Genomic DNA, 12,674 nt, shown 5'->3' on the forward strand with positions numbered 1-12,674 from the left:
TATAGTTGACATTTAATTTTTGAAGGAGTATTATTAAATTGCAAATAACAATAATAAGAGGTGTCATATGGCTAGAAGAAAAAAACTATTTAATACAAAAATAAAAGTACTCAGAGCTGAGAGGAATTTAACTCAGGAAGATTTAGCTATAGACTTAGGAGTTAATAGGGGGACAATTTTAGAAATTGAAAGAGGAACTTTTAACCCTTCTTTAAAACTTGCTTTTTCTATTGCTAAATATTTTGGTAAGACAGTAGACGAAATTTTTGAAATGTTGGAGGATGAGGAATAATGGCAAATACAAACAATTTATTATTATCTGTCAATATAATATTTGTTGCACTTATAAGTGCTTCATTTTTAATAACATTATTAGGTGAAAAAGATGAGTTAGAGCTTTATGCATTTAATAATTCATTAAAAAATTCTGTTGTTATTGTTATTCTATCATTAATAGGATATAGTTTTTATTTATTATCAGTAGGTAAAAGTATTATTAGTATCAACGTTATTTTCTTTAGTATAGAAGGCTTAGGTCTTTTAAGCATAATTTTTTACTTCTTGGAATTGAAAGGAATAAGTTTTTTAATAAAAATAAAAAATAAAAAACTTGCAAATGTTTTAATATATATTTCTATAGCCGTAAGTGTTTTTTCAACAATCAGTCTTATCTTTACACCTAAGTTTTTTGCCAATAACACAGGCCTCATAAGATACGACGAATTAATTTTATATGTAAATGTAATTTTACTAGGACTTATAATACCAATGTTTCCTACTATAAGAGGTAAATTAACAAGAGAAGAATACAAAAAAGAACAAAAAGAAATCAATAAAATGTTTAACCTTTTTCTTCTAATATATTTAATATTTATGGTTGGTTTAATAGGATATGTAATTTATAAAACAGCTATCTAACCGTGGACATGTATTAATTAACAAAAGTCTGTAATTCTAAAAATTAAAATTACAGACTTTTATATATTTATATAGCCAACACTAATTCTCTTAATATCTTACAAGCAACAGCATTAGAAACTCCGCTTATATCATATTGTGGTGCTAACTCAACTATATCAGCACCTACTATATTTAATCCTTGCATAGTTTTTATAGCTTCCATCATTTCTTTAAATGTTATTCCACCTGGTTCAGGAGTACCTGTTCCTGGGAAAATTGATGGATCTAAAATATCTAAATCAATAGTTATGTATACAGGTTTATCTCCTATTTCTTTAACAGCTTCTGCAAGACCATCACAAGAAAATTTTGTTAAATTAGTATGTTCCTTAGCCCATTCAAATTCTTGTTTTTCTCCTGATCTTATGCCAAACTGATATATCTTGCCGTCACCCATAAAGTCCCATGATCTTCTTATAACTGATGCATGAGATAACTTTTCACCCATATAGTCATCTCTAAGATCTGTATGTGCATCAAAATGAATTAAGTACATGTCTTTATGCTTTTCATATACTGCTTTAATAGCTGGTAAAGATACTAAATGTTCTCCACCTATCATTACAGGAATCTTGCCATCCTTAACTATTCCTAAAGTAAATTCATTAATCATCGCTAAAACTTTTTCTGTATTTCCAAAAGGAAATTCTAAGTCTCCACCATCAAATACATTTACATCTTCTAAGTCTTTATCTAAATAAGGACTATAAGTTTCAAGCCCATAAGATTCACTTCTCATTACATTTGACGCAAATCTAGTTCCTGGTCTAAAAGATGTAGTTCCGTCAAACGGACTTCCAAAAACAACTATTTTTGACTCTTCATATTCATTATCAAAGCCTAAAAATGTTGATATGTTCTTAGACAGTTTCATCTTCTAGCATCTCCTTAACGTAAGTAGGTAATGCAAAAGCTCCTACGTGAATTTCTGTATTATAGTATTTAGTCTTAAGTCCTAAGCTATTCCATTTTTCTGCATTTAAATTCTTGATTGGATGTAATGCTTTTGAAGCAAATCCAAATAACCAATGTCCTGATGGGTATGTTGGCATATGATATTGATAAGCTTCTGCTATAGGGAAAATCTTCTTTATCTTGCTGTGAGCTCTCTTCATTTCTCTAGCATTGTTTTCATAATATGGACTTTCATTTTGATTTACTAATATACCCTTTTCAGTAAGTGCATTATAGCAATTTGTATAAAATTCTGTTGTAAAAAGTCCTTCTCCTGGTCCTATAGGATCAGTAGAATCAACAATAATTAAGTCATATAAGTTTTCTTTTCCCTCTACAAATTTAATACCATCTTCAAAATATAAATTTACTCTAGGATCATCTAATTTAGAAGCCGTAAAAGGTAAATATTCCTTTGAAGCTTTAACAACTAACTCATCTATTTCAACCATATCAATTTTTTCTATTGTGTTATATCTAGTTAACTCTCTTACTGTTCCACCATCTCCAGCTCCTATTACTAAAACATTTTTAATATCTGTATTAGTAGCCATAGCAACATGAGTTATCATATCGTGATATATAAATTCATCTTTTTGTGTTACCATTACAAGTCCATCTATTGTAAGTAATCTTCCAAATTCCTCTGTATCAAAAACATCAACTTGTTGAAATTCACTTTTTTCAGAATAAAGATGTCTTTTTACTTTCATTGAAAGTCTAACATTGTCTGTTTGCTGTTCTGTATACCATAATTCCATATCATTACCTCCTAGAATTTAATTTAAAATTTCTATTTTGTATCTGGTTTAAATTTTATTTCACCAAAGTCTTCTTTAGCATTATGTTGTATTCTATCTACAAGTCCTCTAGCAACTTCTGATGCTTCATGTTTTTCAGCTTTAAGCTTATCTTTAAGGTAATCAAAACCAACCCATGGATTTACAGAATCTCCGCAAGTAAACAAATCTACTGAAGCATATCCGTATTCCGGCCATGTGTGTATTGTTAAATGAGATTCTTGAATTATAACTGCTCCACTAACTCCCCATGGATTAAACATATGAAAACAACTAGTTACAATAGTAGCATTTGCTGCTTCTGCAGCTTCATTCATGTATTTTTCTATTAAAGCATGATTATTTAAAATCTCTTTATCACAATTGTAAAATTCCACTAATATATGTCTTCCTAATTGTTCTATTTTCATTCTCCATTTCTCCTTTTATTTTATGCTAATATATTTTTTTATATCCTATTTAACAATATGGTTTAAGCTCTGACCATGTACAAACTAATCGATTTTCATCCAATTTGTTTACTATATGTAAACCTGAAGTTTATATATAGCTTTATTTACTATGTATAAACTTTGTGTTTATTTGCAAAATTGTTTACTATTTGTAAACTTCGTGTTTATATATAGTAAATCCACATATATAAATATACTATTTTTTTGTTAATTGTCAATATATTTTTTAATTTTTTTTGGTAATTATACGAAATAAATTAAATAAATAAGAAAAAAGATAAAGCCAATTAATAAATTGACTTTATCTTTTAATTTTATAATTTAAAAATTTATCATTACATTCCTAAAACTTTAATATTTTCTACATAAGGATCTTCTGTATCTGTAAGCATACTATGTTGATTTTTTAAAAATCTTATATACTTTATTATTTCTCTGCTTATTCTTTCTCCTGGAGTAACTATAGGAATCCCTGGTGGATATGCCATTATAGATTCTCCACTTATTTCTCCTTCGGCATCTTCTAACTTTATAATTTTTTTCCTAGCATAAAAAGCATCTCTTGGTGAAACTATAATTTCTGGATTTTCTAACGCTACCTTTTCAAATTTCATTTCACTACCTTTATACTTGGAACTCATATCTCTTAAGGCATTAACAAGTGCTTTAATTGATTCTTCAGTATCGCCAACACTTACAATAGCAAGTATATTATATACATCTCCAAGCTCAACTTGTATATTATATTCATCTCTTAGTATGTCATAGGCTTTAAATCCAGTAATTCCAAGTCCTTTTACACAAACACCTAGTTTAGTTTCATCAAAATCATGAACTCCCGGATCACCTACTAGTTCTTTACCAAAAGCATATAACCCATTAATTTTATTTATCTCATCCCTAGCATCCCTAGTATGCTCTAATACTCTTGATAATACTTCTTCACCTTGCATAACTAGCATTTTTCTTGCTACATCTAAACTTGACATTAAAAGATACGATGCACTAGTGGTTTGTGTTAAATTCAACATAGTTTTAACAGTATTCTTATCTATTAACCCTTCATTTAATAATAAAGCTGAACTTTGTGTAAGTGAACCACCAGTCTTATGTAAACTAACTGCCGCCATATCAGCACCTAGTTCCATAGCTCCCTTTGGAAGTTCATCATGAAATCTAAAATGCGCTCCATGTGCTTCATCTACTATAACTGCCATTCCATTTTTATGTGCCACTTTAATTATTTTTTTTAAATTTGATGTAGCCCCATAGTATGTTGGATTAATTAAAAATACAGCCTTAACATCTGGATTTTCAGCTATTGATTTTTCAACATTTTCTACTGATACACCCATAGCTATTCCTAAGTTGTCGTTAGTCTCTGGTTGAACATATACTGGTACTGCTCCACTTAATATTAAACCATTTATAGCAGATTTATGAGCATTTCTAGGCATTATGATTTTGTCTCCTGGTTTACATATACTCATAATCATAGCTTGAACACCAGATGATGTTCCATTTACTAAAAAAAAGGCATGATCAGCACAATATGCATCAGCCATTAACGCTTCTGCATCCTTAATAACACTTATAGGATTGCTTATATTATCAAGACATTTCATAGAATTAACATCTATTTCCAAAACTTTTTTTCCAACAAATTCAGCAAATTCTGGTATTCCTTTTCCATGCTTATGTCCTGGCACATCAAAGGGTAAGACATTTTTTTCATTATATTCTTTTAGAGCATCAAATAATGGAGTTCTATTCTGATTTCTTATCATTTTTAACCACCTTTTTTCTGCGAAAATTAGCACCACCGGCTATAATATATGATATGTTATACTATGATATAACGCTTGTCAATACGCTATTTTTTTACAAATAATTCATTTTAAAAGAAAAAACCGAGCGTACTTTTATATTTACTCGGTTACATATAAATTATTTGTTTAAATTTGCATTTAATGTTTTCTATAGTTTTTAGATTTGTGTACAAATGTTTTTATATTTTCTTCTTCTTCTGCATGTCTTTCCTCAGTCATTTCTCCACGTCCTAATCTATCACATAAAGTTAGTAATGCAACTTCATCAACTGAAATTTGTGAAAGCATCTTTTCTATATCAGCAAAAGGTAAATCTTTAACTACAAAAAGAGCCTGCATATGCCATCTTACTAAAGCAGAAACTTTATCAATAAATTCTTCATCATTGGTAAGCTCCTCTAAAAATTCCCTTGCTATCCTTTCACCATGTCTATCATGGTCATAAGAAGTTATTCTACCCTTTCTAAGCTTTGTAGTAGGTTTTTTGCCTAAATCATGTAATAAAGCAGCCCACATAAAAGCATGTGGTTCTTCGCTTACTTCCTTTTTTTCAGCAGCATTATCTACTACTAACATAGTGTGCTTCCACACACTACCTTCCGGATGATGTTTAGGTGACTGTGGAACATCTGTTAGTTCTTCTAATAAAGTAAAAGGATATATGTTAGGAAACTCTCCTTTTCCTAATATTTCATTAAAATAATGTGATGGCTCTTTATCTTCCATTAAGTGTCTATCAAATTCTTTAAAGATAGTATTTTTATCTTCCATATATCTTCCTCCCTACTTTCTTACTTATATTATTCTTCCATTTGTAAAAACAATTTATTATAAAAACTTTCATATAACTAAATGGTTGGACAAACAAAATATAAACTGTTAGTATGTAGAAAGATAGAGTTTTTACATATTTAATTTATTGCAATATGGGAGGATTTAATCTATGCAAATATTTTTATATATTTTAATAAACAATATTCTACCTATATTTATTCTAATATTTTTAGGATATATTCTTGATAAAAAGTTTGAATTAAACATATATACTTTAAGCAAATTAAATTTCTATATTTTTGTTCCTATCTTTGCATTTATACAGCTTTACTCAACAAAACTACCTAAAGAAATGCTAAAAGTTGTTATTTATGCAATATTGCTATTGTTGCTAAATTATATTATTAGTACACTTGTTGCTAATTTACTTAAATTTGATCTTCCATTAAAAAATGCATTTAAAAACTCAGTAATGTTTTATAATTCAGGAAACATAGGTATTCCTATTATCACCTTAGTTTTTAGTAGTGCTCCTTTTATTATATCTGGCAAAACCCCTTACCTTAATCTAGCTTTAACAACTCAAATAGTAATATTAGTAACTCAGAACATATTTACAAACACTTTGGGATTTTTTAATGCCAGTCAAGGCAGCATGCATTGGAAAGATTCTATTAAGAGTATTCTAGGTATGCCTACAATATACGCTATTCCATTAGCAATTATTCTTAAAAATTCTCCATATAATTTATCAGAATCACCTATATGGCCTGCGCTTGTATATGCAAAAGAAGGAATGATATCTCTAGCCCTTATAACTCTAGGTGTTCAATTATCTAAAACTAAGTTTAATTTTAAAAACTCATATGCCTATATCTCTAATGTACTAAGATTAATAGGTGGTCCTATTATTGCATATATACTTATAACTTTACTTAATATTAATGGAATAACCGCTCAAGCTCTTATAATTTCTTCTTCAGTTCCTACAGCAGTAAACACTGCATTAATTGCTGTTGAAAGAAATAACAGACCAGATTTTGCCTCACAAGTAGTTATGACATCTACTCTTTTTAGTTCCATAACCTTAGTATTTGTAGTTTACATTTCAAGAATTTTATTTCCAATAATATAAAAAATAACCTAGCCATTAAAGCTAGGTTATTTCTAAGTTATTTGATCATAATAAACAGACATACTACAAGTACAACAGCAAAAACAAATATAGAATAAGTTACACTATTCATTTTTCTACTTAATTGTCCAACTTCTTGTTTTACATTTCTAACTACTGGATTGTCTTTTGTAATATATCCTTCTTTTTTACCCATTGCTACTTGGCCTAATCTAGTAACTGACCCTAATAATGTATTTTCATCCTTAATTTCCATCAAAGTTAATGCCTTAAACCCATCACTGAACAACGTAACAGTTTTTATAAGCCCAACATCAATGGCTTTTAAAACAACTGAACTAACTCTGAAAATAACTTTCCATGCTGGTTTATACACATGTTTCTCAATATTAAACCACTGAAGTGCAGTATTTTCATACCACCAATGTTCTCCACTACCTTTTCTTAGGAACTTTCTTACAAATAATAAATACACAGAAACACCAAGTAAAATTGTAAAAATTGCTGTCATTACATGAGAACTTGAGTAAAAGTGAGGTTCTACATGATGTAGCTTTCCAAATGGTTCTAATGCCTTCTCTGTAAGCTTTAAAATCTTATTTGGTTGAATTCCAATATAAATAACTACAGTAGCTAAAATTCCCATTGGGAAAAGAGCATTCTTTGTAATTTTAGCCTTAGCTTCTTCAATATGGTGGTCACTCTTTTCAACAAATACAGCAACAAATATCTTTAATAAGTATGCTACTGTAAAGCTACTACTGATAGTAAATACTACTTCAGCAATAGTAAACCAAATTCCCCCATACATATGGTGAGCCTCTGAAAGAGCAGTATGCAAAAGAGTTTTACCAGTATAACCATTAAAGCCTGGCATACCTATAATAGCAAGCAATCCTATAAAAAATAAAACTTTAAGTGCTTTCTTATCTCTTCCAAAACCACCAATCTTATTTATACTTAATTCATGCAGTACCATGTAAATAACTCCAGCACTCATAAATAAAATTCCTTTGAAAATTGCATGGTTAATAACATGATATAAAGTTCCATAAAGAGCTATTGCAGCATGCTCTTTAAGTATTCCTGCAAGACCAATACCAACAAGAATATAGCCAATCTGACTCATACTACTATAGGCAAGAATTCGCTTAAGATTTCTTTGAAGCATAGCTAAAAGACCGCCTATAAACATATTTAAAAATCCTATAACCAATATTACAGAAGATATAATAAAATCTCCATCCATTATTATATTAACAGTAATCATAATACCAAATATACCTGTCTTAGCAAGTATAGCTGATAAAATAGTCGTTGCTGGAGTAGGTGCAGCAGTATACGCCTTAGGCAACCATATATGAAGAGGTACCATAGCCGCTTTTACTCCGAAACCTATTATAATTAACGCTGATATAAAGTATTTCATATTTCCCATATTTTGTACAGCAAGCTGCAATTGACTTATTTCTAATGTATTTGTGTAATCATATAACAAGAATAGTCCCATAAGAAGAATCAATCCACCACTAACAGCCATTACTATATAAGAATCTCCAGCTTCATGAGAATATTCATCTTCATCATGAATAACTAATGCATATGATGTTAAAGACATTATCTCGAAAAAAGTAAATAGATTTAAAAAATTCTCTGATATAAAAATACCTATTGTACTTCCTAAAGTAAGCATAAAGAAGAGATAATATCTGTTTCTATTTTTATAGCTTATTAAATACTGTGTTGAGTAAATTGTAACCAAAAACCATATAAATGAAGTAATCCAAACAAATATATATCTGAAAACATCTAATTTTAAATGAAGTCCTGTTCCCATAATATAAGGAACTGATACTTCTATAGTTTGTACTGCAACATATTTGTATAAAAAGGTAACCACTGCAAAAGTAATCCCTGTCATTAAAACATTAAAAACATCTCTATATTTTTCTTCTTTTTTCCCTAAAATAAGTCCTACAAAAGCTCCTAATATAGGGAAAAGCAAAATAAAAATCAATAAATTTCTTGGATTCATACCCTCACACTCCTTTACATCAATTCAACAGCAATTTCTTCTATAAAGGAAATAACTGGATTTGGAAATAATCCTAAGCAAACAACAATTACTGTTATTGAAACTATAGGAACCAACATTTTCATAGGAGCTTCTTTTACTGTAATTTCTCCTTCTTCTCCTTTTTTAAAAAATGCAGCTGTTACAATAGGAAGAAGATATAGAGCTGTTAACACCGCACTTACTAATAAAATAGCTGGAAAAAGTATTTTTCCTGCTGAAAGTCCTCCTAAAGCTAAGTACCATTTACTTACAAAACCATTGCTTGGTGGAATTCCTATAAGCGATATTGATGAAATTGCAAAACACCACATTGTAATAGGCATCTGTTTTCCAATTCCTTTTATCTGACCAATTTCTGTTTTATGAGTTGTATACATAATAGCTCCAACACAGAAAAACAGGGTTATTTTTATAACCGCATGATTTATCATATGAAGAAGTCCTCCAACAAAAGCCTCTTTGTTTAAAAGCACTATACCCAGTAATATATATCCTAATTGACTTACCGTTGAATAAGCTAGTCTCTTTTTTAAATTCTCTTGATGTAATGCTAAAAAAGACCCTAAAAGAATTGTTATAACAATAAATATACTCATATATATATTTCCTTTTGTATCTTTTATAACATCTGCTCCTACTACAAAATAACTCATTCTTATAAGAGCAAATACACCAGATTTCACAACTGCAACTGCATGTAAAAGCGAACTTACTGGAGTTGGTGCAACCATTGCTCCTGGTAGCCATGAATGAAATGGAACCAACGCTGATTTAACTCCAAATCCAAGAAACATACTAATATAAATGGCAAGAAATATTTTCATATTTCCATTTTGAATCCCTGATAATATACCACCTGGAATAAAATTAAGATTTTTTGTAACACTGTAACATAAAATCATTCCAAGTAAAACCAAAGTTGCTCCTCCAAAGGAATAAATAAGATATTTTCTTCCACTCTTCAAAGCTTGTTTTGTTCCTGAATGAATAACTAATGGAAATGTAGCTAACGTAAGTAATTCATAAAAAATATACAATGTAATTAAATTTCCTGCAAAAGCTATTCCCATTGTAATTCCTAAAGTTAAAGTAAAAAAGATAAAAAACCTATCTTCCTTGCCTTCGTGCTTCATATATTCCATAGAATAAAATGTAGTAAATATCCATAATACTGACACCAATACAGAAAATAATATAGACATCTTATCTACTTTGAAATATATATCTAAAAATTCATTAAATTTAAATAAATGTACATTAGCTTCTCCTGAAAAATGAAAAATTCTATTTATTAAGATCAGATTTAGGATAACTCCTGTTATTACCAATCCATTTCTTTCTTTTTCATTAAAATTCATAACCGCCAAAACAACGGCTAAAAAAGCGGGAAAAAAAATTGGAAGTAAAATTATCGTATTCAATTTACGCGCCTCCTTCTACACTATTCCTGCTTCAATAAGTTTTATAATACTTCTTGAAACAAATCCAACACCAATCATTGCTGCAATCAACATAATTACTGGAAATAGTTCTTTTAAAGGCTTGCTTTTTGATTTATACACTTTGCCTTCTAAATTTTCTTCCCCGAAAAATCCATTTATTATAATTGGAAAATAATATACAGCATTTAACAAACTACTAATTAGGATAAAAGCAACTAAAATGGGCTTATCTGCTCTAATACTTGCTAAAGCCAAATACCATTTGCTAACAAATCCTGGTAATACAGGTATTCCTACCATAGACAACGACCCTATAAAGAAAAGTCCTAATGTAAATGGCATTTCTTTCCCAATTCCCTTTAACTCGTAGGTTTTCTTATGTCCAGTTTTCTCAATCATAGCTCCAACTGATAAAAACAGTGCTGATTTTGTAACCGCATGGCCAACCATATGAAAAACAGCTAATGCAACACCAGCCTCAGTTCCAAGACCAATTCCTAAGAATATATATCCCATCTGCGCTACACTTGAATAGGCTATTACACGTTTAATTTCCTTTTGGAATATAGCAAATACAGATCCCATGATCATTCCTACGATTCCCATAACCATTATAATATTTAAAACTGGGAATTGCCTTATAATATCAATTCCAAAAGCTCTATATAAAACCTTAATTAGCAATAATACAAAAGCTTTTAAAACTAGAGATGAAAGCAATGCACTTGAAGATGTAGGTGCACTTGAGTGAGCATCTGGAAGCCATGTATGCAGCAGGAACATTGCACTTTTAACTCCAAGTCCTATAGTAAACAACGCCATTGTTATCAATATTACGTTTGGATAATTAGTATAATTTTTTAATAAAGCTTCATGTATATAAGCTATATTTAATTGTCCTGTAATAGAATATAAAAATGCAATTCCCATTAGTACAAGTCCAGAACCTAAGCAGCTCATTATTAAATATTTTATTGTTGCCTTTATATTTTCTTTCTTATCTTTTATTACAATTATTCCACAAGAAGCTAACGTTGCTACCTCTATAAATACAAAGCTGTTAAACAAATCATTTGTATATACAATGCCAAGTAAAGCACCAATTAAAATATTTACTAATAGATAATACAAAGATATTCTATTTTCTTTTATATCTTTATCAATGCTGTAAATTGAATACCATATAATCATACTTGCTACAAATGTAAATAGCACTCCCATTATAGCTTCAATATTTCCTATATAAAATTCAATTCCAAAAGGTGCTCCAAAATGTCCTACCGTATAAAGAAACTTTCCATGATTTAAAACATATATCAAATTAATTATAGAAAGAACAAATGCTCCAAGCATTGAAGTCAAACTTATTCCTTTTACAATGTTTTTCTTATTTATTATCGGCATAGTAAAAGACGTTACAAATAAAATTAGTATAACCATCAGAGGAAAACTTTTGATAATCATATCTATCCATCTCCTTTTCTTAAAATTTCATCTAATTCAATAGTTCCATAAGCTTCATTCAACTTAACAGTTAATGCAAGTGCAAAAGCTGTTGTACTAACCGCTACAACTATTCCTGTTAGCATAAGCCCTGTAGGAATAGGATTTATATATGCGTGAACTCCCTTATATCCATCCACAATTATAGGTGCCTCTTTTCCATGTATATAACCTTTGGCTATAAAAAATAAAAAAACAGCTGTATCCATAATATTCATTCCTATTATTTTCTTTATTAAATTATTGTGTAGTAGTAATATTGCAAATCCTATTCCAAATAATATTATTGCCTCTGTTTCATAATAATTATTTAATAATCCTTCCATTTAAATTTCTCCTTCATCAAATAAACTGTAAAAAAAGTATATTGTTATTGCCACAATAATTCCAACTAATATATTTAATGGTAATAAATATCCTCCACTTAATATATTCCCTGGAGTTCCAAGCGGTGGCTGAGGCAGTGGAAGATGACTTCCCCCTGTTATAAAGCTATACCCCTTTAACAAACCATAAAGAATTATTGAAGTACAAATACAGTTAGTTAAAGTTTTATATTTTAATTTCTTTTTTGCCTCTTCTCCACCGTAAACTATCCTAAATAGTATAAGACTAGCTCCAATAACAGTTCCTCCTGCAAATCCGCCTCCTGGACTTAAATGTCCATGAAAAATAATATATATTCCAAAAATCTGTATAAAAGGAATAACTATTTTACTTATTTCCTTTAAAATTGTATCTTTCATAA

At 29.4% G+C, this 12,674-nt stretch carries 13 protein-coding genes; 3 read left to right on the forward strand and 10 right to left on the reverse strand.

Features of this window, described 5'->3' with window-relative positions; genetic code table 11:
* Positions 1-67 precede the first annotated feature (67 nt).
* Positions 68-292: a helix-turn-helix transcriptional regulator gene (locus OXH55_RS15560; protein ID WP_268050955.1), complete on the forward strand. Its 225-nt coding sequence runs from the start codon at positions 68-70 to the stop codon at positions 290-292.
* The gene (locus OXH55_RS15565; protein WP_268050956.1) at positions 292-918 is read left to right on the forward strand and encodes a hypothetical protein; all 627 of its coding nucleotides are present in this window, start codon (positions 292-294) and stop codon (positions 916-918) included. The genes OXH55_RS15560 and OXH55_RS15565 overlap by 1 nt, the downstream gene beginning before the upstream one ends.
* A 67-nt stretch (positions 919-985) precedes the next feature.
* Here OXH55_RS15565 and speB read toward each other — a convergent pair whose 3' ends face one another.
* From speB to OXH55_RS15590, 5 genes are all read right to left on the reverse strand, one after another.
* A complete protein-coding gene (gene speB / locus OXH55_RS15570; protein ID WP_268050957.1) occupies positions 986-1,834 on the reverse strand; it encodes an agmatinase in 849 nt (282 codons plus the stop codon).
* On the reverse strand, positions 1,821-2,675 hold the full coding sequence (gene speE / locus OXH55_RS15575) for a polyamine aminopropyltransferase (RefSeq protein WP_268050958.1): 855 nt from the start codon (positions 2,673-2,675) through the stop codon (positions 1,821-1,823). Before speE ends, speB begins: the two co-directional genes overlap by 14 nt.
* A 32-nt stretch (positions 2,676-2,707) precedes the next feature.
* On the reverse strand, positions 2,708-3,118 hold the full coding sequence (gene speD / locus OXH55_RS15580) for an adenosylmethionine decarboxylase (RefSeq protein ID WP_268051228.1): 411 nt from the start codon (positions 3,116-3,118) through the stop codon (positions 2,708-2,710).
* 383 nt (positions 3,119-3,501) lie between these two features.
* Complete coding sequence (locus tag OXH55_RS15585) at positions 3,502-4,953, reverse strand: aminotransferase class I/II-fold pyridoxal phosphate-dependent enzyme (protein ID WP_268050959.1); 1,452 nt, start codon at positions 4,951-4,953, stop codon at positions 3,502-3,504.
* A 180-nt stretch (positions 4,954-5,133) separates the two neighbouring features.
* Positions 5,134-5,766: an HDIG domain-containing metalloprotein gene (locus OXH55_RS15590; RefSeq protein WP_268050960.1), complete on the reverse strand. Its 633-nt coding sequence runs from the start codon at positions 5,764-5,766 to the stop codon at positions 5,134-5,136.
* Between the two features lie 172 nt (positions 5,767-5,938).
* Between OXH55_RS15590 and OXH55_RS15595 the strand changes: the two genes are divergently transcribed.
* Positions 5,939-6,904: an AEC family transporter gene (locus OXH55_RS15595; protein ID WP_268050961.1), complete on the forward strand. Its 966-nt coding sequence runs from the start codon at positions 5,939-5,941 to the stop codon at positions 6,902-6,904.
* Between the two features lie 37 nt (positions 6,905-6,941).
* Here OXH55_RS15595 and OXH55_RS15600 read toward each other — a convergent pair whose 3' ends face one another.
* From OXH55_RS15600 to OXH55_RS15620, 5 genes are read right to left on the reverse strand one after another with little or no spacing between them, the layout of a single operon-like run.
* Positions 6,942-8,939 (reverse strand): complex I subunit 5 family protein, encoded by a 1,998-nt coding sequence (locus tag OXH55_RS15600; RefSeq protein WP_268050962.1) that lies wholly within the window; start codon positions 8,937-8,939, stop codon positions 6,942-6,944.
* Between the two features lie 14 nt (positions 8,940-8,953).
* Positions 8,954-10,402: a monovalent cation/H+ antiporter subunit D family protein gene (locus OXH55_RS15605; RefSeq protein WP_268050963.1), complete on the reverse strand. Its 1,449-nt coding sequence runs from the start codon at positions 10,400-10,402 to the stop codon at positions 8,954-8,956.
* 15 nt (positions 10,403-10,417) lie between these two features.
* A complete protein-coding gene (locus OXH55_RS15610) occupies positions 10,418-11,887 on the reverse strand; it encodes a complex I subunit 5 family protein (RefSeq protein ID WP_268050964.1) in 1,470 nt (489 codons plus the stop codon).
* A 2-nt stretch (positions 11,888-11,889) separates the two neighbouring features.
* Positions 11,890-12,252, reverse strand: coding sequence for a sodium:proton antiporter (locus OXH55_RS15615; RefSeq protein WP_268050965.1), 363 nt, complete (start codon positions 12,250-12,252; stop codon positions 11,890-11,892).
* A complete protein-coding gene (locus OXH55_RS15620) occupies positions 12,253-12,672 on the reverse strand; it encodes an MnhB domain-containing protein (protein WP_268050966.1) in 420 nt (139 codons plus the stop codon). It abuts the gene before it with no gap.
* Positions 12,673-12,674: the final 2 nt, after the last annotated feature.

The sequence above is a fragment of the Clostridium ganghwense genome, from assembly GCF_026735165.1.
In the GTDB taxonomy this organism is placed as follows: Bacteria; Bacillota; Clostridia; order Clostridiales; family Clostridiaceae; genus Clostridium_H; species Clostridium_H ganghwense.

Coding starts and splice junctions, on each gene's coding strand:
- OXH55_RS15560 (WP_268050955.1), top strand. CDS start 68: ATGGCTAGAAGAAAAAAACTATTTAATACAAAAATAAAAGTACTCAGA.
- OXH55_RS15565 (WP_268050956.1), top strand. CDS start 292: ATGGCAAATACAAACAATTTATTATTATCTGTCAATATAATATTTGTT.
- speB (WP_268050957.1), bottom strand. CDS start 1,834: ATGAAACTGTCTAAGAACATATCAACATTTTTAGGCTTTGATAATGAA.
- speE (WP_268050958.1), bottom strand. CDS start 2,675: ATGGAATTATGGTATACAGAACAGCAAACAGACAATGTTAGACTTTCA.
- OXH55_RS15585 (WP_268050959.1), bottom strand. CDS start 4,953: ATGATAAGAAATCAGAATAGAACTCCATTATTTGATGCTCTAAAAGAA.
- OXH55_RS15590 (WP_268050960.1), bottom strand. CDS start 5,766: ATGGAAGATAAAAATACTATCTTTAAAGAATTTGATAGACACTTAATG.
- OXH55_RS15595 (WP_268050961.1), top strand. CDS start 5,939: ATGCAAATATTTTTATATATTTTAATAAACAATATTCTACCTATATTT.
- OXH55_RS15600 (WP_268050962.1), bottom strand. CDS start 8,939: ATGAATCCAAGAAATTTATTGATTTTTATTTTGCTTTTCCCTATATTA.
- OXH55_RS15610 (WP_268050964.1), bottom strand. CDS start 11,887: ATGATTATCAAAAGTTTTCCTCTGATGGTTATACTAATTTTATTTGTA.
- OXH55_RS15615 (WP_268050965.1), bottom strand. CDS start 12,252: ATGGAAGGATTATTAAATAATTATTATGAAACAGAGGCAATAATATTA.
- OXH55_RS15620 (WP_268050966.1), bottom strand. CDS start 12,672: ATGAAAGATACAATTTTAAAGGAAATAAGTAAAATAGTTATTCCTTTT.